This is a genomic window from Gluconacetobacter takamatsuzukensis (assembly GCF_014174275.1).
Taxonomy (GTDB): Bacteria; Pseudomonadota; Alphaproteobacteria; order Acetobacterales; family Acetobacteraceae; genus Gluconacetobacter; species Gluconacetobacter takamatsuzukensis.
The window spans coordinates 164,186-187,855 of the sequence record NZ_JABEQK010000001.1; the positions used below are offsets into that span (position 1 = coordinate 164,186).

Sequence of the window (23,670 nt, forward strand, 5' to 3'; positions counted from 1 at the left end):
ACGGTGTAATTGGTCGTTCGCGCCATAGAGGCGAACGCGTTATAATAAAAAATAAGAAACAACGGAGTTTGTCAGATGTCAGCAAGACATTGGGCGCAGGTGGGTTTGACGGCCGTTCTGGCTGCTGGTGGTGTGTCCATGCTGTCGGCCCGTTGTGCCCGGGCTGATGATTACAGTGATCTTCTGGATATCCTGCGGGCCAAGGGGGCGCTGACGCAGGTCGAATATTCGACCCTGCTGGCCAAGCATCGGCATCATGCGGCGGAGCCGGCATCGGCCGAGGGGCCGCGACGGGGACGGGGCGCGGCCGGGCGGCATGCCGGGGTTGCGACGGCCGAGGCCGCTTCGGACGGTGCGGTGATGCCGGCGGTGGTGGCCGCCCAGCGCGCGGCCGACAGCGCGGCGGCCAGCGCCCGTGCCGCCGAGGCCTCGATGCTGGCGGCGCGCAGCACGATCGACAGCCCCAGCGTGGTGCGGGTCGACCCCTATGTTTCGGGCAAGGGGCTGACTTTCAAGGCCGGGCAGATCGATATCAATTTCTCCGGGTTCATCAACGGGTTCTACAGCTACAACTCGCCTGGGCGCGGGCAGGCGGTGGCGGGCGGGCTGTCGAGCGGGGGCAGCGGGTTCGATTCGTCGGCGGTGCGCAACGGCCTGCTGCCGGCAGGCTTCATCCTCAAACTGTCCACGACGCAGTCGGGGATCGACATGTCGGCCGTGCTGGGCATGTATCCCGGCCTTAACAATGCCAATCCGGGGGCCTTCAACGCCAATTCCGGCGGCAGCCCGGTCGGGCTGGGCACCGCGGGCATCGATCTTCGTCAGGTTTACCTGACGGCGGGGACGAAGACCTTCGGCACCGTCAAGCTGGGCCGCGACCTGGCGCTGTTCGGGTCGGACGCGATCCTGAACGATGCGACGCTGTTGAGTGTGGGCTCGACGGGCAGCAATACCGCGCCGGCCAATACGTCGCTGGGCCGTATCGGCCTGGGGTATGTCTATGCCGACTGGATTCCGCAGATTTCCTATGCCTCGCCGGTCGTCAAGGGCTTCCAGGGATCGGTTGGTGTCTTCCAGCCGCTGGATGCGTTCAATTTCGCCGGGGGGGGCCTGTCGGCGCAGTCGACGCAGCACAGTTCGCCGATGGTGCAGGGCAAGATCACCTACGATTTCAAGATCGGCGAACTGAGCACGCGGATCTGGTCCAGCTTCCTGATCCAGCATCAGCAGGGCCTGACGAGCACGCTGCTGTCGGAAGAGGAGCGTCGGGGTGCCATGGCCGAGGCCGGCGAAATCGGTGCCAAGCTGACCTATGGCGCGGCGCAGGCCGTGGTCTATTACTATCGCGGCAGCGGGCTTGGCACGACGGGCCTGTTCTTCGACGGTGTTGCCGCGAACGGGCACAAGCGTGATTCGGAAGGCTATTACGTGCAGGGGGCCTATAACTTCACCAAGCGCTTCAAGCTGGTGGGCAGTTATGGCGTCAGCAATCTCTACCTGGCGTCGGGCGATACGGCGGTCGGGCTGGTGCGCCGCAATGAATCGGAAGTCGGGGCGGCTTACTACGACCTGACGGACTGGTTGAAGCTGGTGGCCGAATTCGCCCATACCGATGCAGCCGCGCATAACGGCAACGCGGCGCGGGACAACACGGTCTCGGGCGGCGCGATCCTGTTCTTCTGATGCGTCTTTTCATCCGGGGGTGCCTCTCTGCCCCCGGATGGTTCCGACTGGCCGCGCTCCAGACAACGGCCCAAACGAATAAAAGTCTTTTTGCTTCTTTTTCTTCAGAAAAAGAAGAATCCACGGCGAGCGTCAGAGTATCTCCGGACGCAGTGCCCGTGTCCCGGCATTCTCCCGCCCATCGAAGGTCCCGCCCGCCTGCGTGGCGATGGCCAGCCGGATCAGGTCGGCGGTGCGGGCCACGCCCAGCTTGGTCTTGATCATGCCCGCCGTGTTGGCGACCGTCTTGTAGCTGACGCCCAGCGTTGCCGCGATGTCCGACAGGCTGCGGCCCTCGCCCAGAAAGCGCATGATATCCAGGTCGCGTGCCGTCAGGCGGCCGAAATCGCGGCCCAGTATGTCGTGATGTTCGCTGAGCATGGAGGCGATTCCGGCTTCGACATAGCATTGTCCGTTCATGGCCTGCCGGATGGCGTCCAGCAGGTCGTCGGGCCCAATTGTCTTGGACACATAGCCGGTTGCCCCGGCATCGAGCGCCCGGCGTGCGTAGATCGGGTCGGCATGCATGCTCAGTACCAGCACGCGCAGGCCGGCGTCGCGCAGGCGGGGCAGCAGCCACAGGCCGCCGGCGCCGGGCAGGCCCAGGTCGAGCACCACCAGGTCCGGCCGTGCGTGCAGGGCCAGGTCGAGGGCGGTCGGGGTGTCCGCGGCTTCGAGGATCGTGGCGTCCAGCGCCGTTGCCAGCAATTGCCCGAGGCCGGCGCGCACCACCGTATGGTCGTCTACCAGAAGGATGTTCATGCGTCGTGCGCCTCCGGCGCCCTAGTGCGGTTGAGGGGGGATGGCGGAGCCGGATGGGCGTCCGGGTCGGGCAGGCTGGCGGTGACGGTCCAGCCCCGGTCGCGCGTGATGTCCAGGGATCCGCCCAGGTCGGACAGACGGCGGCGCATGCCGGCAAGGCCGAAGCCCGGCGCGGGCGTGCCCGTCGTGCCGTCGTCATGGACCGACAGGGCGATGCGGCCGCCGGCGCGCGTGGCCCGCAGCGTGATGTGCGAGGGGTGTCCGTGGCGGGCGGCGTTGCAGACGGCTTCCTGTGCCACGTGAAACAAGGCGTCGCGCGTTGCGTCGTCCAGCGCGCCGAGCGCGGGATCGCAGGAAAGCGTGAAGACGATGTGTGGTGCGACACTGTTCCAGAACAGGACAATGCCCTCCAGGGCTTCGGGGAGCGCGCGCCCGGGGGTGCCGTGCAGCCGTTGCAGGATGGCGCGCAGGGTGCGCTGGATGGACCCGGTGGCGTCCTGTATGGCGCGGACCTGGGCCGGGATGGCGTCGTGGCGGCCCTCGGCGGCGGAGCGGGCGAGGGTAGCCGCGAAGGTTGTGATGCCGAACAGCAGGGGGCCGACCTCGTCATGCAGGTCGCGCGCGATGTCGGCGCGTTCTTCTTCGGCCACGCGGGCGATCTGGTCCTGGAGGTGGCGGTTCTGCGCGGTCGCGGCGCGCAGGGCGCGGGCCATGCGATTGAAGGATGCGGCCTGCCCTGCGATGTCGGCCGGGCCGTGTTCGGGCAGGTCCGCGATTTCTTCGCCCGCCGCGATCCGGGCATAGCCGTCGGAGAGGGTGGCCAGCGGGCGCAGGCCGCGTATCACGATGACGCAGCAGGAGCCGGCGACCAGCAGGACCAGCAGCGCGATGGTGGCGATCTGTACCCGGAGTTCGCCCCAGCGTTCCGCTGCCTCGTTGGTCGCATCGGCTTGCAGGCGCAGCCGCCACCCCGTGGGCAGGCCGGCGGGGGCGAGTGTCAGCGGAGCCATGGCCGGTGCGGTGGCGCGCAGGAACCAGGCGGGCGGGCGGGGGCCGGTGGCCAGGCGGGACTGGCGGAGCACCCGGCCGGCCGGGTCGACGATCCGGGCCTGGATATGACGGTTGCCGTCGAAACTGTCGCACATCTCCGCCAGCCAGGCGGCGGCGGAGGCGGCGGGGGGTGGCGGTGTCGCGGCGATGTCGGCGCGGGCATTGGCCAGGGCGGCGGCCAGTTCCACCCGGATCGAGCGGCCTGCCTGCCACGCTGCGAGGCCGGAGCCGGCGGCCAGGCCGATGAGTGCCGCCACCGCGAGCGCCAGCAGCAGGCGCTCCAGCAGCCGCAGGCGCGCGCCGGGGGGGCGGAACGGGAAGAATGAAGTGTCGGCCCAATGATTTTTATGACGTTCGGGAAAATGTCCCATCGACTTCCCTAGTCCCGTTCGATCTGATGAACCGCGTGGCATGCCAATCAAATGAGAAGAATAAACGCATGTTTGAAAAGATGATCGGGCGGCGGGCCATGTATCTGGCCTCCGCCGCGCTCTGCCTTCTGCCCGTCCGCGCGGTGTCGGCGCAGACGGTGCCGGTATCGGGCGGTGGGTCGGCTGGCGTGCAGTCGGAGGACATCACCGTTATTGGAACCTCGCCACTGCCCGGTTCGGGCATCGACCGCGACCGTCTTCCGGCGGCGACCGCCATCGTGACCGCGCATGACCTGCAACTGACCGGCACGGCCGACCTGCTGCATGCGCTGGATAGCCGGCTGGCGGGTGTCAGCCTCAATTCGCCTGCCGGGAATCCCTATCAGCCCACCATCGTCATGAACGGCTTCCAGGCGTCGCCGTTGCAGGGCACGTCGCAGGGTGTCGCGGTCTATCTGGATGGTGTCCGCTTCAACCAGGCTTTCGGCGACACGGTGAACTGGGACCTGATCCCGGACCTGGCGATCGAGCGGGTGGCGGTGGAGGGGTCGAACCCCGTCTTTGGTCTGAACGCGCTGGGCGGGTCGCTGAATGCGCGGATGAAGAACGCGTTCAATACCGTGGCCGGCGGCGAGGCGGACCTGTCCGGCGGGTCGTTCGGGCGCATCGTGGCGCAGGGCGATTATGCGGCGCGGCGGGGCAATTGGGGCTTTTATGTCGCTGGCCGGGAGGTGCACGAGGATGGGTGGCGGGATCTGCAAAGCACCGACATCCAGAGCCTGTATGCCGATCTGGGCTGGAAGGGGCAGGCGACGGAGGTGCATGGCAGCCTGGACCTGGCCAATTCGGTGCTGAATGGGCCGGGGACGTCGCCGGTCGAGCTTCTGCGGGCGGACCCGCGGGCGCAGTTTACCGCGCCCAACCAGATGGCGAACAAATTCATCCAGTTTGCCGTGAACGGCCGGCACAGCTTTACCGACACGCTGTCGGTACAGGGGCAGGTTCATTACGATTATTTCCAGCAGCGGGTGATCAACGGCAACGCGCCCAACGATGCGCCGTGCGACGACGGATCGGGCCTGATGTGCTCCGACGATGGCGACCCTTCGACCACGCGGGGCGGGGCGACGATTCCCGATTTCCTGAATGGCGGCCCGTATTCGGAGTTGGATCTGCAAACGACCAATACCAACGGCTATGGCGTATCCATGCAGGAGACCGAAACCCGTTCGGTGTTCGGCCTGCGCAATCATGAGGTCGCGGGCGTCAGTTTCGACGGTGCGCAGACGATGTTCACCGGTGAGGCCCTGCTGGGCGGCCTGACGCCGGTGACGCGTGCCTATTACGGGCCCGGCTATGTGATCGACGAACCGGGCGAGACCGTGCCGGTGCGGGTGCGGGTGAACGATGCCTATGTCGGCGTGTTCGCGACCGACACGATCGATCTGACGGACCGCCTCTCGCTGACCGGATCGATGCGCTACAATTTCGCGCAGATCAATCTCGCCGACCAGAATGGCGGGGATTTGAGCGGCCGCCATGCCTATTCGGCAATCAATCCGGGGGGTGGGATCAGCTATCGCCTGACGCGCTGGGCCACGATCTATGGCGGCTATGCCGAGGCGAACCGTGCGCCGACCCCGGCCGAACTGTCCTGCGCCGGACCGCAGAACGCGTGCAGCCTGGCCAATTTCTTTGTCGGCGACCCGGAGCTGAAGCAGGTGAGGGCCCATACGTTCGAGGCCGGGCTGCGCGGCGGCTTTGCCATCGGCATCGCCGGCCGCCTGAGCTACGATCTGGGCCTGTTTCGTACCGATGCCGACGATGACATCGTCTTTATCAACAGCGAGACGCTGAACCGTGCGTTCTTCGCCAATATCGGCGCTACCCGCCGGCAGGGCGGCAAGGTGCATCTGGCCTGGCAGGCGGATGGCTGGTCGGCCTGGCTGAACTATACCCATACCGATGCGACCTATCGCAGCGGTTTCGTCGAGGATGCGGGCAGCAATCCTGCCGGCGACGATGACGGCGACATCACCGTGCGCCGGGGCAACCGCCTGCCGGGCATTCCGCTGGACAAGCTGACCGGCGGGGTGGATGTGCGCATCACGCCCATCTGGAGTGTCGGCGGCGATTTCGATTTGCAGGGCGGGCAGTATCTCTATGGCGACGAAGCCAATCTGACGCCGCGCCTGCCGGGATTCTTCGTGCTGAACCTCCATACTTCCGTCCAGGTGACGCATTCCCTGCAACTGTTCGGCAGCATCTCGAATGTGACCGACCGGCATTATTATACCTATGGCACGTTCTCGCCGACCAATTCGGTCTATCTGGTGCAGGCGCCGGGGGCGAGCAATCCGCGCAGCTACAGCCCCGCCGCGCCGATCGGCGGCTTTGGAGGTGTGCGCGTGACGTTCTGAACCTTTGTCGTTGCGGTCCGGGTGCCTGTCGGCACCCGGATTGTCGTGTGGAGTGTGGGTCAGAAGAAGCCAAGTTTCTTCGGGGCGTAGCTGACCAGCAGGTTCTTGGTCTGCTGGTAATGGTCGAGCATCATCCGGTGGTTTTCACGCCCGATGCCGGACTGCTTGTAGCCGCCGAAGGCAGCGTGGGCCGGGTAGGCGTGGTAACAGTTCGTCCACACCCGGCCGGCCTTGATGGCGCGCCCGACGCGATAGGCGCGGGTGCCGTCGCGGGTCCAGATGCCCGCACCCAGGCCGAACAGCGTGTCGTTGGCCAGTTTCACCGCCTCGGCATCGTCGCGGAAGGTGGTGACGGAGACGACGGGGCCGAAGATTTCCTCCTGGAAGATCCGCATCCGGTTGTCGCCCTTGAAGACGGTGGGCTGGATGTAGCAGCCGTTCGACAGGCTGCCGCCCACATCGGCCCGGCCGCCGCCGATGAGCAGTTTCGCCCCTTCCTGCCGCCCGATATCGATATAAGACAGGATCTTGTTCATCTGGTCGACAGAGGCCTGGGCGCCGACCATCGTGTTGAGATCGAGCGGGTTGCCCTGTTTGATCGCCGCGACCCGGCGCAGCGCGCGTTCCATGAACCGGTCGTAGATGGATTCGTGGATCAGGGCGCGCGACGGGCAGGTGCAGACCTCGCCCTGGTTGAAGGCGAACAGGACGAAGCCTTCGATCGCCTTGTCGAGAAAATCGTCGTCCTCGGCGGCAATGTCGGAAAAGAAGACGTTGGGGGACTTGCCGCCCAGTTCCAGCGTCGCGGGGATGAGGTTGTCGGCCGCCGCGTGGGCGATCATCTTGCCTGTCGGCGTCGAGCCGGTGAAGGCGATCTTGGCGATGCGGCTGTTGGAGGCCAGCGCCGTACCGGCCTCGCGCCCGAAGCCGTTGACGATGTTCAGCACGCCGGCCGGCAGGATGTCGGCGATCAGTTCTGCCAGGACCAGGATCGAGGCCGGCGTCTGCTCGGCCGGCTTCATCACCACGCAATTGCCCGCGGCCAGGGCCGGCGCGAGTTTCCAGGCGGCCATCAACAGCGGGAAGTTCCAGGGGATGATCTGGCCGACCACGCCCAGCGGTTCGTGGAAATGGTAGGCGACGGTGTCGTGGTCGATTTCCGACAGGGCGCCTTCCTGCGCGCGGATGCAGGAGGCGAAATAGCGGAAATGATCGACGCACAAGGGAAGGTCGGCGTTGAGCGTTTCGCGCAGGGGCTTGCCGTTGTCCCAGCTTTCGGCGCGGGCCAGCAGTTCCAGATTCTCCTCGATCCGGTCGGCGATGCGGTTGAGCAGCAGCGCGCGCTGGGCCGCGCTGGTTTCGCCCCAGGCATCGCGCGCGGCGTGGGCGGCGTCGAGCGCGCGCTCCACATCCTCGGCCCTGGAGCGCGCCACCTTGCACAGGATGCGCCCGTCGACCGGGGACGGGTCGTCGAAATATTCCCCGGCGAAGGGGGGTACCCATTTTCCGCCGATGAAATTGTCGTACTGCGCCTTGAACGGTGACGACATGTCGATTCGATGGCTTTCCAGCGAGTCCATGGTCATTCTCCTTCTTGGTCGCCGCGGACGGAGCGCGGTCAACGTTTGGAAGAGTGGCGATGGGGACTGGATTTGTCAGCCGGTTGCGGGCGGTATGGCCACCGATCTGTCGCAGTTCCGCGACAGATGGCGGGGTGGGCCGAACGGCGGCGAAAGGGCCTAGTGGACGTCGTGGCGCTTCAGGCGGCGATGCAGCGTGGCGCGGCTGACGCCCAGTTCGCGCGCGGCCGCCGAGATGTTTCCGTTGCAGCGTTTCAGCACGCGTTGCAGGGCGGCGTGGGCGGCGCGGGCGGGATCTTCGTGGCCGGTATCGGACAGCAGGTCGGGGAGCGTCATGGGCTTGCCCGCGCGCAGGCCGAACAGGGTGCGGGCGGCCTTGTTGGTGCCGACGATCACCTCGTTCTCGTCCACGGCCAGCAGGGCCTGTGCCTCGTTGCCCAGCGAGATGATGCGGTGGTCGGCGAAGGCTTCGCCGAACAGGCGGGTTTCGATCCGCCGGGCGGCGTCCTCGACCACCAGGGACAGGAAGGAGAGTGTCGCCGTGTCGCAATCGTTGCGGCAGGAGGAAATGTCGATCCCGCCGATCGGGCTGCCCGACGGGTCGTGGATCGGTGCCATGGTGCAGCTGAGCCCGGCATTGCGGGAAAAGAAATGCTGGTCGCGATGGATCGTCAGCACCCGGTCTTCGGCCAGGCAGGTGCCGATGCCGTTGGTGCCCTCGTGGGCTTCGTCCCATATGGCGCCCAGGTTCAGGCCCCAGGCGCTGAAGATTTCCTCGTCTCCGGCCATGCATCGCTGCTCCAGCGCGACGCCGCGCGCGTCGCTGAGCAGCATGCAGAAGCCGCCGCGCCGGACCGCCGAGGCCAGCCGGTCCAGAACGGGCTGGGCCGCGTGGAGCAGCAGGGCGCTGCGCTCGCGGGCCTCGCGGTAGGCCTGGGCGTCGAGACGGCGTGGGGGTTCGTCATGGTTCGGGCTCAGGCCGTAATGACGCAGCGAACGGGACCACGAGGCCGCGAGCGCCGAGCGGCCGGAGGCGGATTCGTCTCGCAGCATGCTGTAGACGCGATCCGCGTGGTGAATGCTCACTGGAGCGTGATGATTATCGAGTGATCTGGCTTTCGTCACTCTTGGCCTCTGCATTTCAGGCATATGTGTTATGCCCAGACGCTAATCATGTAAGGCCGGTCAGGGCAATCATGTCGTGTTCACAAACGCGCGGGAAGCGGCGGAGTGCCCTGTTCGCGGGCGGTGCGGAAACCCGCGCGGGGGCACGCGGTTGAATCGCCGTTGCGGTGGAGGGTGCGATGTCCATGCGTGAACATGACCGTTCCGGGCCCCGGCGGCCGATGCCGACGCCGGCCCCCGGGCCGTTCGATCCGAACGACCCGATCCCCGGAGACGTCCCGGACGAGGATCCGTTCGAGCCCGACGATGACGATGAGGGACCTGTTTTATAGGCGAGTCGGCTGGGGGGGGCGTGCCCAGGCGGATTTTCAGATCATGCGGATGCCGACGATGGTGAGGACGGTGGCCAGGACCGCGCGCTGGACATTTTCGCGGACCATGCCGACAAACAGGCTGCCTAGGATGATGCCGGGAATCGATCCGACCAGCAGGGACAGCAGCATGCCGCCATTGACCGAGCCCAGGAGCCAGTGGCCCAGGCCGGCGACCAGGGTGAGCGGCACGGCATGCGCGATATCGGCCGCGACGATGCGGGCCGTCGACAGGCGGGGATACAGGACCAGCAGGACCGTGACCCCGATGGCACCCGCGCCGACGGACGACAGCGAGACCAGGAGGCCGAGCAGCGCGCCCACGGCAATGGTCAGGATATGGGTCCGGCGATCGGACAGGCCGGCGGAGAAGCCGGCCAGGCGCTGCATGAGGGCGGCGCGAAACAGGATGCAGGGCGCGGTCAGCAGCAGGGCGACGCCCAGGCTGCGGGTGATCAGGTGGGTGGTGATCAGGGACGGGGCGCCCATCGTATGCAGTACCACGAGCGCCAGGGCCGAGGCGGGGATGCTGCCGCTGGCCAGGCGGCGGACCACTTTCCAGTCCACCCCGCCGGAGAAGCCGTGCACGCCGGTGCCGACCGCCTTGGTGATGGCGGCGTAAAGCAGGTCGGTGCCCACCGCTGTCTGGGGATGCACGCCGAACAGCAGGATCAGCAGGGGGGTCATCAGCGATCCGCCGCCGACCCCGGTGAGACCAACCAGAAACCCCACACCCAGACCGGACAGCGAATATAACGGCTGGATCGTGTCAATAAAACTCATTACGGGAATTCCGGATGGTTAAAACCGCCATTCAAGGTCGATATGTGCCGAATGGGCAGGCCTTCGAAGCGCAGCGCATCATAGTGCGGTATTTATTTTAATCAACGATCAAATATGGTGATAAAATTCGCCCTCCCGGTCCAGGCGGGCGATCATCCCGGCTTGTTCATCTTCTTGTATCGATGTCATGATTATTTGTGGCCGGTGCGTGCGGATCGGAAACGGGGGATGCCACGGGCATGCGGAGGGGGCGGTGATCATTCTTCTTCCGCTGCTGGTCCTGTGTGGCCTGCTGTTCTCCGCCCTGTTCGCGGGGCAGAAATTGCCCGCCAACGGCCCGCTATGGGATATCGCCATGGCTTGCGGCTTCATGGGCTATGGGCTGGTGGCGTTTCTGTTTCTTCTGACCGGGCGCCCGCTGCGGATTCCCTTCAATGACGGTAAGTTCTTCACGGTCGCCCATCGTCTGTTCGGGTGTGTCGCGGGGCTGCTGATCGGGCTTCATGTCGGCCTGTCGCTTTGGGCCGAGCCGCTGACGGCCCGTTACCTGCTGCCGGGTGGCCCGGGCTATATGCTGGCGGGGCTGGCTGGAGTGCTGCTGGCCATTCTGGCCATCGGGCCGTCCTTCCATGTCGTGCGCGGGCGGATCTGGCGGACGGCGACGCGGTTTCGGCAGGCGCATGGGCTGGTGGCGCTGGGGCTGCTGGGAATGGCCAGCTTTCATATCACGGGCGCGCGGCTGCATGTGCAGGGGCGGGGCCAGATGGTCGCCATTGCGGTGATTGCCGGGTTCTGCGCCATCCTGCCGTGGGTGGGACGGCATGGCCGGCTGCCGCGGCCTTCCGGCCATCGGCGTCGCAATACCGCGCCGGTGGCCGTGCGGCTTGCGGTGGGGGTTGGCGGTGGCGCGCTGGGGGGCTGTCTTGCCTACGGACTGTATGGCAGCCAGTGGCTGGCGCCATGAAGGGCCGGCTTGCTGCCTGCATGCTGGCCGTGACGCTGGGCGTCGGGGCCGGGGGGATCTGGTGGTGCGAATCGGGCATCAGCCACGCGATGCCGATCCCGGTCGTGTTCATGCATCGCGACCATGCGGCGTATAATTGCGTGCAGTGCCATCATGACGTGATGGAACCCGCACTGGCATCGTCCCCCAACCGGACATGTATTGGGTGTCATCGGACGCGGCCGGACCAGGCGGACCTGTCCTTGTCGACGTTCCATGATTTCTGCGAAACCTGTCATCTGGCGCGTCGCCGCGACCATGGTAAGGCTGGTCCGGTCCGGGAGTGCCATGGCTGCCATGTGCCGCCGCATGGCAGGAAAGGGCAGGATATTTTCTGAGCCGGTGCGCGCCGTTTGAAACGCCCCAGGGAAATGGCGGTGTTGGGGCGTGGTTCAGGTCCGCGTGGGGCGGGGGCGCTTTGCCAGGGTCCGCAGGTCGGTGCGGATGCGTCGGACCGGGTCCGACCAGTCGAGGGGGGCGGTCTGCTGATACAGGCGCAGGCTGTCGTACCAGGGGGAATCGGTGCGGCCCGACAGCCAGCGCCAGCATTGATCGTAGCGGGACAGCATCCAGACCGGTTTCCCCAGGCCGGCCGCCACATGGGCGGTCGATGTGTCGACGGCGATCACCAGGTCCAGCGCGTTGATCAGCGCCGCGGTATCGCTGAAATCGCGCAGGAGGGGGGTGTGGTCGATCAGGTGCATCCCGGCCGGCGGCGTTTTGGCCTGGGATGATTTTTCGCCGATCTGGAGACTGTAGAACAGGATGTCCGGTGCCGACCCGGCAAGCGGTGCGAAGGTCGAAAGATCGGTCGAACGCCGCCGATCGGCCAGTTCGGCGGCCTGGATTTCGGGATGCGGAGCGCCGGCCCAGACGAGGCCGACCCGGAGGGAGGGGGGGCGGCCGCCGCGTTTCGCCACATCCTGTTGCAGTGTCTCGCGCCAGAAGGATGTTTTCTGCGCGTCCGCATGCAGGAAGCCGGCGGCGGACGGAATGGTCGCGACCGTCGTGCCCAGCGCGAAGGGCAGGCTGAGGACCGGGCATTGAAGATCGTGCGGAGGGAGCGCGTCGTCTTCCGAAACAATGAGCTGTTCCGGGAAAGACTGCCGGAGCAGGGTCAGCAATTCCCGTCTTGCCCGCACCACGATGCGACCGCCCCGTTGCGCGGCAATGGGAATGAAGCGTGAGAACTGGATCATGTCCCCGAACCCGCCCTCGGTATGGATCATGAGGGTGCGGCCGGGGAATGGCTCGCCCTTCCATTGCGGCACCGTCTTGCCGTAGCTGTGGGAACTGGGCGTTGTCCACCGCCACTCATATTCCCGGAAGCCGGCCAGGTAGTCGCCTTGCAACAGGAGGGAGATGGCGTAGTTGGTGCGGGTTTTCGGATTGGCGGGGGTCAGGCGGATGGCCGCCTGGTGAAATTTCTGGGCCAGCGTGTGCTGGCTGCGATGGTCGAGAACCACGCCGAGATTGCTCAGTGCGAGCGCATGCGTGGGCTGGCGTTGCAGGCAGGCCTTGTACGCGGCGATCGCTTCGTCGTAATGCTGGAGATACATGTGGGCGTTGCCGAGATTCGACCATGCGTCGGGCAGTGTCGGATCGCAGGCCACGGCGCGGGTCAGCATCTTCAGCGCATCGTCGAAACGGCTGAACGCGCAGAGCAATCCGCCGTAATTGCTCAGGGTTCTGGCATCGTCCGGGTTCTGTGCCAGCCGGGTCTGATAGGCGGCGGCGGCCTCGTGCAGATGTCCGGCGAGCTGAAGATCTTCGGCGTTGTCCTCGGGACGCGATACCTGATCCGGGATCGACCCGGCGGTTTGGGACATGAGGCGTGGACCCTTATCGTGGAAAAGAAAGGCGGACCTGCCAGGGTCACGAAGGGGCGGTTCCGCGAGGCAGGTCTTGGTCCGCCTTGCTGAAAGGCGCTGTCTCCCCCGGTGGGGCGCCTTGCGAATCTCGTATGTCCTGGATGAGGAAATCCGGCCTGAACCTCTCGAGATCGCGCTATTTCCCGGCGAAGGGCGATATCGAGAGGGGTATTTTTGATCCGATGGACGATCCGGAAGGCGGAAAGATCAGAGATAATTGGCCAGTGTCATGTCCTTCATGTCGGCAATCAGCGTATAGGATGCCTTGAGCTGGGTCTGGAGGTTGATCTGTTCCGTGGCCGTGGTCGCCACGTCGGCGCCCCAGGCGCTCTGCAACTGGTCTTCCAGCGAAGACTGGACGTTGGTCAGCAGGTTGGATTGCGACGTCAGGCTGTTCTGGGCGGTGCCGACCGTCGTTTCCATGTTGACCAGTTGCTGGATGGTGGTTTGCAGCGACGTGTAGAGGTCATTCGAGAAACTCTGCGTCGACGCCGATGAACCGCTCATGGACGATACGATCATCATGTCGCGCATCAGGTCGCGGATCGGCGAGCCCGACGATGTCGAGGACGCGGAGGAGTCGCCCGAGCTTTGCGTCGCGACGACCCCGACGGAGATTGCGGAACTGCTGCCTGCCACGATCTTGCTTTGGGAAGAGGATGCGGCATCGAGATTGCCGGCCGCCGTCGACGTGGTCAGGTTGGTCGAAAAGACGGACAGCGAAGAATCGTTGGAAGCGGTCGTGGCCTGCGACAGGACGTTGGACGTATCGCCGCCGTTATTGACCACGCTGACGATCGAGGCGATCTGCTGCGCGAGGGCGCTGTCCGACAACGAGGACGTCGTAACGGGGGGATTGTTCGAATCGCTTCCGGAAAAGACGTATGCCGCGCCGGTGCTTGTATTGAGCGCGCTCTGCAATTGCGTCAGCGCCGCCTGGGCCTGCGCGGAGGCGGCGGTCACTGTCGAGGTGCTGAGCGTACTGTTGTTGGAGGCGATGCTCAGCAGGTTGGTGGACAGGCTCTGGGCCAGCGACACGATCTGCGACAGGGCGGAGGCCGTGACATTCAGGTTGGTCTGGGCCGTCTGGATATTCGACTGCCAGGCATTCACCTGCGTGATTTTCGGGGTCACGTTGAAAACTGTCGTGCGTCCGGACCCAAGATCGGCATAGGTCGCAGCCAGCGTGCCGTTCGTGTTTTGCCAGGTCAGGACGTTTTCAGCCGCGTTCAGGGAATTGATACCGGCATTCAGGATCACGGAGGCGGCGCCGCCCCCGTACTGATTGATTGATGTACTCATCGCTTTTCCTCCGACCCCGAATTATTGGATGGCATCCAGGAGTGACGTGAACATCGACTGCACGGCACTGACGATCTTGGCATTGGCGGTGTAGGCGTTTTGCAGGGCGACGACCTTGGCCATCTCGTCGTTGACGTTGACGCCGGATACGTTGGAGACCTGCGTCTGCAGGATCGTCTGGAAAGACGAGCTGGAGGTCAGGCTGCTGCTGGCCGCCGCGATGGTCGCCCCCTGATCGGATGTCAGGGAGGTGGACAGCTGGAGCAGGCCCTCGGTGCCGGTATAGCCCGTGGACAGGGTTCCGGTCGGGCCGAGATTGTTGGTCGGCGCGGCGAGTGAGCCGCTGACATTGCTGGTCGCGGTGCCGAGCGCTGTGCCGAGGACGTTGGTGAGGACGGATGTGTCGCCGGTCTTGGTGGCGTCGGCGACGGATGTGGCCGCTGTCGTCGTGCCAGTCGTGCTGTCGGTGGTGCTCATCGTCAGCAGCGAGGGGGTGCCGCTATAGATGGCGTTGACGCCCAGGAGGGACGAGAGCCCGACGATTCCGCTCGGCGGTGTCGTCGTTACCGTTACCGCGCCGGTCGTGCTGTCGACACTGGTTGTCGTCGTCGGGCTGGCCGAGCCGGAATAGGCGCCGCTGGCCGTTACGCCGTTCTGCACGTCCGTGAGGTAATTCGTGACTTCCGAGGCGTCGGTCGAGCTGGCATCGTTCGTGAACAGGCTGAGGCCGGCACTGTTGAAACGGTTGATCAGCGTGTACGAAAACGAATCGAGCTGCGCCTGCATCTTCGGGTAGGTGTCGTCGCGCAGGGTGATGTTGGCGCCCAGCGTGCCGCCGGTCAGGGACGTCGTGATGTCCTTGCCGTTCAGCATGATCCCCGGGATCGTCGAACCGGAATCGTTGGCGGCGTAATACGTCGATGCGGAGATTTCGGAGGACGTAAAGCTGCTGTCGGACAGGCTCAGCGGCCAAGTGGAGCTGGGGAGCGTCTGCGAGCTGTCGCTTTGTCCGATCTGGTCGGGACGGGTGGGAAGCTGGACGCCGTTCGCGGTCTTGACGATCATGTCGCCGTTCGGCGTCTGGGTGAATGTGACCGAAAGCTCGGACGACAGGCTGGTCATGAGGCCGAGCCGCTGGTTTTCGAGATCGGCCGTGTCGGAGCCGACGCTCTGGAGCTTGACGATCTGCTGCGACAGAACCCCGATCTGGGTCAGGTCGCTGTTGATGTCGGAGAGCGACGAGGTGACGTTGTCCTGCGCCTGCTGGCGCTGGGTCGTGTAGGTCGAGCTCAGCGTGTGGATGGTATCGACCAGCGACTGTGCGTCACCGATGACCGCCGATTGCGCGGAGCTTTCGAGCGGGGTGGAAACCAGCGAGGTCAGGGCGCTCTGCACATTGCCCAGCTGGTCGGACAGCGTGGCCGTGGTGCCTGCCGAGTCTGTCGTGGAATCGGTCGCCGTCGTGCCCTGGACGGCGGAGACGGAGGCCAGGGAGTTGCTGGTCGCGGTATAGGCCGCGACCTGGGCATTCTGCGCGTACAGGCTGTTCTGCAGGGCCTGGCTGACGTTCAGGACAGTCTTGCCGATCTGGACGCCGTTGGCAGTGCTGCCTGTTGCGGCGGACGTGACGACGGCGGTTTCGCTGACATATCCCGCCGTGGTCTGGTTGGCGACATTCTGGGACGTCACGGAGTATTGATATTCGATCGCGTTCAGGCTGCTCGTGGCTATCGAGAGAGACGATAACAGATCCATTCCCAAGTTCCCTGTGCGTAAGCCACTATCAGCGGAGCATCGATCGAGACTCACAGCAGCCTGGATAGAGTAGCGACGGCGCTCTAATGCGTTTGCTATCTGTTAATGGTTTCTAAAAGGTTTCAAGAGCAGCGGGGGCTGCGCGGTTGCGGGCGTTTCCGACCTGTCGGGGTCAGCTTGAGGCTTCCGCCGTGATCTTGTCGATGGCGTTCAGGTGGCGGGTCGATTCGGTCTGGATAAGCTGGAATGTCAAATCGTAGGCGCGCTGGATTTCGACCATGCGAGTTGTCTCGGACACCGCGTTGACGTTGCTGGCTTCCAGCATGCCCTGGCGGATTTCCGGACGGGCAACCTGATGCGTCTGCGTGGTCGGGCGCAGGAGGAAGGCCCCTTCGGCCACCAGGGTATTGGGATTGTCGACCGTGAGGAGGCCGATGATGCCGATCGGGCCGGTCTGGGTCGAGAGAGTGCCGTCGGATGCGGCGGACAGGAGATCGCTCTCCTGCTGCAGGACCAGGTTCCGGCCGTTATTGTCCAGGATCGGGTTGCCCGTTCCGTCCACGATCGTGCCGTCCATGCGACGGTGGAACTGACCGTTGCGCGTCAGCCTGATCCCCTGCGTCGTGCGGACGGCGAAATAACCTTCGCCGTTGATGGCGAAATCGGTCAGGTTGCCCGTGGTATGCATCGGACCCTGCAAATGGTCCCGATAGGTCGATTTGTCTTCAGTGAAGGCCTGGTCCTTGTCACCCGGCAGGGTGTTGGCGCCCTTCTGATGGACGAGATAGTCGGAAAAAAGCTCCTTGGATGCCTTGAAGCCGTCCGTGTTGACGTTGGCGAGATTGTTCGCGCTTACGTCCAGGGCGCGTGTCAACACGTCAATGCGTGACAGGGCGATATAGGTCGTATTTTCCATGGTCGCTCCTTTTGAAGGAACCGGAGGCTTGTGTGATCAGGGCTTCGCCACGCCTGCTGTCCGGTTGTCATCCTCCGACCAGGGCACACGACCCAGTCTGCTGATGTGAAGACTACCGACTTACGTACGAAACGGCAACAAAACTGGTAACGTCGCGCGACGATCGCGCTGTGGTCACAATACCGGCGCGCAAGCGCGGGAAATATGGCCACCGGGTGATTATTCCCGGCTGTTTTATTTCATCAGGTTGATCGTGCGGGTCAGCATGGAGCGCGTGAGCTGCATTGTATTGAGGTTGGCCTCGTAGGAATGCTGCGCCTCGTGCGTGTCCATGATTTCGACCGTCATGTTGACGTTCGGCATCTTGACCTGCCCTTGGGCATTGGCCGCGGGATGGGACGGGTCGTACCGCGTCTCGAACGGAGACTGATCCTGCCCGACGCCCTTGATGACAACGCTGGATACCCCGGATGTGCGGTTCAGCGCTTCCTTGAAGGTGATCGTCTTGCGCCGGTACGGATCGGAGCCGGGGGTCGATCCGGTCGTTTCCGCATTGGCGATGTTCTCGGCCGCGACCTGAAGGCGCTTCGCCTGCGCGCGCATGCCGGCGGCGGAGACATCTATCGTGTTCGAAAAATCCATGGTGACTCACACACTCAGGAACCGGAGCTGCCCAGCGCGATGTTGAACATCGACATGTAGACGCTGTAGGCGTTGGTCGCGAAACGCTGCTGGTCGTTGGTGTCGGCCACCTTTTCCAGCTCGTCCTCGAGTTCGACCTGATTGCCGTCGGGGGAGGAATTGACCCCCGATACGCTTTTGGTACCGTTCGCACCGCCATGTCCGGACAGATGGCCGGCGTCGGTCTGTGCCAGGGTTACGGCCATCTGGTTCTGCAGGACGCCCTGGAAGGCCGTGATGTCCTTGGAGACGTAGCCGGGCGTGTTGGCGTTGGCGACATTGCCGGCCAGAAGGGATTCGCGGGCCTGAAGCCATTGCAGGCGTCGACCGGCCAGGGCAAGCACGTCCGTGCCGCCATTGACCTGTGACATATGAGCTGACAATGCTTCCAGCATGCGATGTCAATTCTCTTGGTTGGTGCGCCTGTAATCGCGGCACATTGTGTGGAGCGCAGGACTCTGCCGTTGTTTGAATAGCGCGCCGTCAGGATGAGGGCTATAGTTTTTTCCGTGTTCCTATTCTCTTTGTCGCATCATGCGCGATCCGGGTCTGCTGCCGGAACGGACAGGATGTGATCGCGGCCGGGAGCGGATGATCAGGATGAGTGGCAAGCGGATGCGGAAGTCCGAACTGTCCGACGGGTTCGTACTGGCCGCGGCCACGACCGGCATGGTCCTGTGGAGCCTGCTGGCGCGTGACGGCCGGACGTCGCTTATCGGGCTGGGCGCCGCGGCCTGGTTTCCGGTCTCGGTCGTACTGTACCGGATCGTGCTGCGCTGGATGCCGGTGATCGGTGGCCTTTATGGCCGCCCCGTGCAGCCGGGGCCGCAGCGCAGACGGGAAATCATCGCGGGATGTCTGCTGACCGCGTCGTTTTCCATCGTGTTCCTGGGCTGCATGCCGGGGCAAGTCGCAGTGGCGGATATGGTCGCGCTCAATTTCGCCTGTCTCGCGGCGTTGCTTGATCGCAGCGAGCGGTGGATGCCGACCCATATCCTTATTCCGATGCTGCTGCTGGGGCTGATGAACGGGATCTGGAAAGGGAATGCGGACAATGCCGTTCTCGGGGCTGCCGCTGCCTGGGGCTGTACGCTTCTGGTACTGGTCTTCATCGCTGTCTCGGCGCGGGTCAGCGTTCTGTCGAGCGATGATGTCACCCTGGCCGCCGCGTGTGGCGCATGGGTGGGGATCGGCGGTCTTTCGACCTTTCTGTTGCTGACAGGCTTCCTGTACTGGGTGTCGTGCATGCTGGCGCGATATTCTTCCACCTCGCGGGCGGAGGGGGCGGGCCGTCACCGGTCCGAAACGATATGGATCCGCTCGACCGGGCTTTCCTTCGCCGTCAGCCTGGCGGTCACGATGTTGTTGCGGGACGGTGGGCAGATCCTGCCGGGCTGACCCCGGTCGGCCGGGTTCGCCCGGGGGCTGTGCATCAGCGGGGACTATAGTGACGGCGAAACGCTCTGTTTATTACTGATTACTGGGAGACCGCGAGGGTCGGGCTGACCGGTTTCGTCAACAGGTTGAACAGGGCCTGGCGGTCGCCATCCAGGGGCCTGCCCCCGATCCGGCTGGTGATCCAGTCCAGCAGCGGGCGATCGGCGGCCTGCGATGCATCCGAAGCCACGCGAAGGGCCAGGGCCTGCTGGTCGTCGCTCAGGGAGCCGCTTTCAGGAATGGTGGCCTCGGCGAGGCGGCGCACGTCCCGCGCCGCGGCGGCCCATTCGCCTTTGCCTTCATGAATGCGGGCGGTGATATCGAGCGATTGCGGGCTGGTATCGTTGTGCAGAACGGAGAGTGTCTTCGTGGTGTCGCCGTTGGCCAGGGCGATCTGGGCCGTCATGATCCGTCTGGTAGTCTTGATATCGTCCGGCAGGTTTGGATCATCCGTGACATCCAGAACCTTCAGGGCGTCCTGCGGCAGTTTGCGCTCGAGATCGACCTGTGCGAGGGCGATGCCGGCCGCCGCGCGCAGGGCTGGCGATTCAAGCAGAGGGATCGCATCGGAAAAAGCCAGGGCCGCATCATCCGGCAGCCCGAGTGCCGAGAGCATCCGGCCATAAGCAACCAGAATATCGGCCCGTTTCTCGCCAGGCGGCAGGTCGGATACATGGGCCTTCAGCATTGCCGCGGCGCGCAGAAGGCTTTCCTTGTCTTCGGTCGAGGGCGGGGTCTGGGCGACCCCGGACAGGGCCTGGAACAAGGCGGGGGCTATCGCGCTCGGCGGCGCCGGCTGAGGAACGGACCGGGCGGCGTCGATCGACTGGAGCGCGTCGCTCCATCGGCGGTCGCGCATGTAAGCATCGGCGAGGAGCAGGCGCACCGCGGCCTCGCGGCCGGCCAGGCGTGCGTCGGGCAGCAGGGTGCTGAAGAGATTGGCCGCGGCGCCCGGCGTGATATGGCCGCTGGCCAGGTCCATTGATGCTTTCTGCTCGATGGCCTTCTCGGCGACGAGCGGATTTCTGTTGTCCTCGAGTTTCTGGAATGTTGCGTAGGCCGCGTTCCGATTGCCGGAGCGAAGCTGCCTGAATGCGTCGACGAGCTGATATTGCGCATCGGGCGGCAGGGAATTGAGCACCGTGAGGTCTTCGGGTGTGCCGTAGCGGGCGATTTCTTCTGCCGCGACCGGCAGGATGACCTCGCGAACCGGTTGCGGATAGGATTTTATACGGGTGAAATCGCGCGCCAGCAGGCGGGCGGCGGTATCGTGATCGTCTCGCAGGGCTGCGAGATACAGGCCGCGCCAGAACTGGGTGGCCCGTTTGTCGTTCTGCGGCCACGGACCGGTGAGCAGGGATGCGCCGTCTACGTCCCCGCACAACAATTCGGCGGCGGCCAGCAGGAAACGGACGTCCGGCCGCGATGCTTCTTCCGGGTCGTCCTGCAGCGCGATCGTCATGATGCCGCGTGTTTCGACGAAGGAACCGAGATTGAAGGCGGCTTTCGCGGCATCCAGGCGCCGGTCGAAACGATCGGCCGGGGTGGAATCCGCCGCCGCGTGCAGCGCCGTATTATAGCGCGCCATCAGGGCATCGAGGGGGAGGTCCCGCAGGCCGAGCCATTTCAGGTCGACGTCGCTGGCATACACGGCCCGGCCGTGATCGAGGAAGGCCTTGCCATCTTCGGTCAGGAGCATGCCGTTCGGCACGGGGCGCAGATCGATACGCGGGGACTGGGCCGAAATGACGACGCCTTCGGTCGTCGGCCAGACTTCGTACCCGTCGCCCTCGCGCAGGGACAGGATCCCGCCATCGTCCATGGTGGACGTGCCCACCAGCAGCCGCCGGCCGGACGTGGGGTCGGTGATCGAGATGACGCGGCCCGACCGGCGCATCGGATAAAGGGTGCCGTCCTCGACATATTGCGGGTTGATGACGCGTCGGTCTTCGTAATCGATCGCCGGCGGCGGCTTGTCGCCCAATACCCAGCCTTCGGCCTGTTGCGAAAGATACAGGCGGCGTGTGTCGGGAACGCGAAGCTGGATCAGGGTCGCATCGGGAAGGGTGTTGACGGTGAGCGTCGAGAAAATGCCGGTCCCGCGCAATGCGCTGGTATCCATCGGCTCGGCATTGTCGATGACGATGATGAAGCGGCTTCCGCTCTGGAACGCGGCGAGTCCCATGCGGGGCGGCACCGGCAACAGGATGCGATCCATGGACGGCGTATCGGGGGAAGACGCGTTCGCATCGGACTGTTGGGAAGAGGGCGTGGGGGGAGGCGGCGGCCGGCCTGATGCTGATGCTGTGCTCGGGGCTGGTCCCGATGAAGTCTTCGTCGTGGCCGACGGCGGGTCCATGAGCGTTGCCCGCCAGGATGAGGGCAGGCCCTGGAGCAGGACCGCGTCGGGCAACCCGGTCTCGGTCTGCGGCGACTGCGCGACGGCGGGCGGAAGGGCAGCGGTCGGCGGAGCCTGGGGCGTGGGCGCGGGCGTGTGTGAATTGCCGTGATGGCGGGCGTTACCGTGCCGGTCCGCCGCCATGGCGGGCGTAATGGCGGAGCAGGACAGGAGCATGAGGGCCGAAAGCGTGACGGAGCATCTCATGCGGGATGTGCTGCTGAAAGGCACGTGTCTTTGATCCTAAAGAGGGACGGAAACCCGTTGCCCTGGAGTGTCGTCTCTGAACCGGTTCGCAACCGTCGATGGTCGATGCGCATGGGGTGGATGGGGTGCACGGTTGGACGGGGGGGCTTCCGGACGGGCGGGCATGAAGCCCGCGACGCTGGATGGTCATCTTCTGGACGCCACCGCCGGAAGCCTATCTTTGATATTCAGTTGGCCGGATTGTTGGTCAGGCGAAAAGATTCAGGGCGCTCGCGGTTGCCGATTCCTTCTTGCTGGTGTTCCCGGTGGGGATGATCTGCCCGGATGCGTCGAACTGCATGGAGGAGGAAGAGCCGTCGATGCTGTTGGAGACGATGTTGACACCGGCTGCCGCCGCATGGGCCGGCCGGGCATTGTGGTATGCCGTCTGGGACGCGGCCGAGGTCGCCTGGCGGATGCTGGACGCGAGAACCGAGGCGGCCGTGATGATGTCACTCATGTTTGTCGTCTTTCAGATTGAAGGCTGGAAAGCATTGTATCGACAACGTGCCTGCAAGAACACTGGGTAAAGAAGCAGATATATGCCATGGGGGCTGATTCACCTGTCCCAATTCCTGTCGGCGGATGTGACGGCAAAGACACGGTGAGGTGACGGGTCGGACTATCGTGACCGGTGCATTGCATTTTCCTTGGCACCATCCGGAAAGACAGTCGCAAATAACGACGCCCGTTCCCGGGGATTTTCCATGTCAACTTGCTTGGGAATGATTGATCTCTTGTGTATAAAGATAAAAATATACCACATCCATTCTAGGAGATGGAAAGGCTTTCGCCAAGGTGCTTTTTTCGCCTCGGGGACTTGTCATTGATCTTTATCGGGGCGGAGGACTGGGCAGTCGTCGCAGTCTGTGGCAAGAACAGAGTGGCGGGGGCGTACGCTCCTCTTTCACGCGCATGGCACCTGTGCCGTCTTCAAAAGGATATCGGGAAAAAGACGGGACAAGAATAGTCCTGTATCTTTTTCTGCTGGCAGCCATGCGCTTTTGATGGAAGTAAAGATGCGCGTACTTTGCATTGCCGATGGATCGGAACAGCGCAACGGCTTGCCCTATGACGGGCTCTCGAAGGCCGCGCTGGGGGGCTCCGTTTCAATCACGATGTCCGGCCCGGAAGGGATCGTGGAGACGGTGCGGCGATCGCATTTCGATATCGTGGTCATCCAGCAATCCGTGCCGGACATGAAACTGGTGCGTCATATACGCAAGAGTCGCGTGCCGACGCCGGTCATGATTCTTGTCCGGCAGTCCACGCCGCACGCGGTGGCGGAGCTTCTGAGTATCGGTGCCGATGATTGCGTGCCGGCATCGGTTGATCCCATTGAACTCCTGGCCCGCTTGCAGGCCATTGTCAGGCGGGTCAGCGGGCATGACAGCCGAACCCTGCATATCGGCCGCATGACCGTGGGCGTCGACCGACGCGAGGTGCATATCGATTCCAAGCTGGTTCCGCTGACCCGCAGGGAATATGACCTGCTGGAACTGCTGGCGCTGCGCAAAACGCAGGTGCTCAGCAAGGAAACGGTGCTGGACAGCCTGTACGCCGGGGAAAGTGAGCCTTACGGCAAGGTCATTGACGTCATGATCTGCAAGATACGCAAGAAGATGCGTAATTTCGGCGTTGATGAGCCGTTCACGACGCTATGGGGAATCGGGTATCGCCTGAATGAAAAGGCCTTCGCCCCCCTGGGCGCGCGCAATCATGCGGCCGAGGCGCTGGGCGACCGCTCGGCGAAGGAATCCTGCCTTCCGGTGATGCCCGGCATCAATATCATGACATCCTCGACGATACTCGACCTGACCTGATCTTTGCCTCCGTGATGCGTATTCGGGCAGCACGGGACGGCTGAGGACAGCCGT

Annotated in this window: 19 protein-coding genes; 6 read left to right on the forward strand and 13 right to left on the reverse strand. The window is 64.4% G+C overall.

The annotated features are described in order from the left end of the window. Positions 1-75: 75 nt before the first annotated feature. A complete protein-coding gene (locus HLH27_RS00755; protein WP_182947198.1) occupies positions 76-1,683 on the forward strand; it encodes a porin family protein in 1,608 nt (535 codons plus the stop codon). A gap of 132 nt (positions 1,684-1,815) precedes the next feature. Here the strand turns inward: HLH27_RS00755 and HLH27_RS00760 are convergent, their stop codons facing one another. Continuing rightward, positions 1,816-2,484: a response regulator transcription factor gene (locus tag HLH27_RS00760; protein ID WP_182947199.1), complete on the reverse strand. Its 669-nt coding sequence runs from the start codon at positions 2,482-2,484 to the stop codon at positions 1,816-1,818. Continuing rightward, positions 2,481-3,905: a sensor histidine kinase gene (locus tag HLH27_RS00765; RefSeq protein WP_182947200.1), complete on the reverse strand. Its 1,425-nt coding sequence runs from the start codon at positions 3,903-3,905 to the stop codon at positions 2,481-2,483. Before HLH27_RS00765 ends, HLH27_RS00760 begins: the two co-directional genes overlap by 4 nt. Positions 3,906-3,973: 68 nt before the next feature. Here HLH27_RS00765 and HLH27_RS00770 point away from each other — a divergent pair, with 68 nt between their 5' ends. Continuing rightward, positions 3,974-6,325: a TonB-dependent receptor gene (locus HLH27_RS00770; protein ID WP_182947201.1), complete on the forward strand. Its 2,352-nt coding sequence runs from the start codon at positions 3,974-3,976 to the stop codon at positions 6,323-6,325. A 59-nt stretch (positions 6,326-6,384) separates the two neighbouring features. Here the strand turns inward: HLH27_RS00770 and exaC are convergent, their stop codons facing one another. The 3 genes from exaC to HLH27_RS00785 form a co-directional block, all read right to left on the reverse strand. Further along, positions 6,385-7,911 (reverse strand): acetaldehyde dehydrogenase ExaC, encoded by a 1,527-nt coding sequence (gene exaC / locus HLH27_RS00775; RefSeq protein WP_456305473.1) that lies wholly within the window; start codon positions 7,909-7,911, stop codon positions 6,385-6,387. Between the two features lie 153 nt (positions 7,912-8,064). Next, the gene (locus HLH27_RS00780; RefSeq protein WP_246375252.1) at positions 8,065-8,958 is read right to left on the reverse strand and encodes a helix-turn-helix domain-containing protein; all 894 of its coding nucleotides are present in this window, start codon (positions 8,956-8,958) and stop codon (positions 8,065-8,067) included. A 440-nt stretch (positions 8,959-9,398) separates the two neighbouring features. Then, positions 9,399-10,184, reverse strand: a complete 786-nt coding sequence (locus HLH27_RS00785; protein WP_182947204.1) for a sulfite exporter TauE/SafE family protein — start codon at positions 10,182-10,184, stop codon at positions 9,399-9,401. 253 nt (positions 10,185-10,437) lie between these two features. Here HLH27_RS00785 and HLH27_RS00790 point away from each other — a divergent pair, with 253 nt between their 5' ends. Beyond that, on the forward strand, positions 10,438-11,148 hold the full coding sequence (locus tag HLH27_RS00790; protein WP_182947205.1) for a ferric reductase-like transmembrane domain-containing protein: 711 nt from the start codon (positions 10,438-10,440) through the stop codon (positions 11,146-11,148). Beyond that, positions 11,145-11,525, forward strand: coding sequence for a cytochrome c3 family protein (locus HLH27_RS00795; protein WP_182947206.1), 381 nt, complete (start codon positions 11,145-11,147; stop codon positions 11,523-11,525). The genes HLH27_RS00790 and HLH27_RS00795 overlap by 4 nt, the downstream gene beginning before the upstream one ends. 54 nt (positions 11,526-11,579) lie before the next feature. Here HLH27_RS00795 and HLH27_RS00800 read toward each other — a convergent pair whose 3' ends face one another. The 6 genes from HLH27_RS00800 to HLH27_RS00825 all read right to left on the reverse strand — a co-directional run bounded on the left by HLH27_RS00800 (position 11,580) and on the right by HLH27_RS00825 (position 18,083). Then, a complete protein-coding gene (locus HLH27_RS00800; RefSeq protein WP_182947207.1) occupies positions 11,580-13,016 on the reverse strand; it encodes a tetratricopeptide repeat protein in 1,437 nt (478 codons plus the stop codon). A 249-nt stretch (positions 13,017-13,265) separates the two neighbouring features. Next, positions 13,266-14,360: a flagellin gene (locus HLH27_RS00805; protein WP_182947208.1), complete on the reverse strand. Its 1,095-nt coding sequence runs from the start codon at positions 14,358-14,360 to the stop codon at positions 13,266-13,268. A 21-nt stretch (positions 14,361-14,381) separates the two neighbouring features. After that, entirely contained in the window at positions 14,382-16,115 is a 1,734-nt protein-coding gene (locus tag HLH27_RS00810) for a flagellar hook-associated protein FlgK (RefSeq protein WP_182947209.1), read from the reverse strand. Positions 16,116-16,287: 172 nt separating this feature from the next. Then, positions 16,288-17,031, reverse strand: a complete 744-nt coding sequence (locus tag HLH27_RS00815) for a flagellar hook-basal body complex protein (protein WP_182947210.1) — start codon at positions 17,029-17,031, stop codon at positions 16,288-16,290. 234 nt (positions 17,032-17,265) lie between these two features. Continuing rightward, positions 17,266-17,673, reverse strand: coding sequence for a flagellar basal body rod protein FlgC (gene flgC, locus HLH27_RS00820; protein ID WP_182947211.1), 408 nt, complete (start codon positions 17,671-17,673; stop codon positions 17,266-17,268). 14 nt (positions 17,674-17,687) lie between these two features. Further along, positions 17,688-18,083 (reverse strand): flagellar basal body rod protein FlgB, encoded by a 396-nt coding sequence (locus tag HLH27_RS00825; protein WP_246375254.1) that lies wholly within the window; start codon positions 18,081-18,083, stop codon positions 17,688-17,690. A 229-nt stretch (positions 18,084-18,312) separates the two neighbouring features. Between HLH27_RS00825 and HLH27_RS00830 the strand changes: the two genes are divergently transcribed. Continuing rightward, positions 18,313-19,110: a prepilin peptidase gene (locus tag HLH27_RS00830; protein WP_182947213.1), complete on the forward strand. Its 798-nt coding sequence runs from the start codon at positions 18,313-18,315 to the stop codon at positions 19,108-19,110. 79 nt (positions 19,111-19,189) lie between these two features. On the opposite strand, the gene HLH27_RS00835 is transcribed toward HLH27_RS00830, so the two are convergent. Continuing rightward, positions 19,190-21,754, reverse strand: coding sequence for a hypothetical protein (locus HLH27_RS00835; RefSeq protein ID WP_246375255.1), 2,565 nt, complete (start codon positions 21,752-21,754; stop codon positions 19,190-19,192). Positions 21,755-22,001: 247 nt separating this feature from the next. Then, on the reverse strand, positions 22,002-22,253 hold the full coding sequence (locus tag HLH27_RS00840) for a hypothetical protein (protein ID WP_182947214.1): 252 nt from the start codon (positions 22,251-22,253) through the stop codon (positions 22,002-22,004). A 547-nt stretch (positions 22,254-22,800) separates the two neighbouring features. On the opposite strand from HLH27_RS00840, the gene HLH27_RS00845 reads away from it, so the two are divergent. Further along, positions 22,801-23,616 (forward strand): response regulator transcription factor, encoded by an 816-nt coding sequence (locus HLH27_RS00845; protein ID WP_246375257.1) that lies wholly within the window; start codon positions 22,801-22,803, stop codon positions 23,614-23,616. Positions 23,617-23,670: the final 54 nt, after the last annotated feature.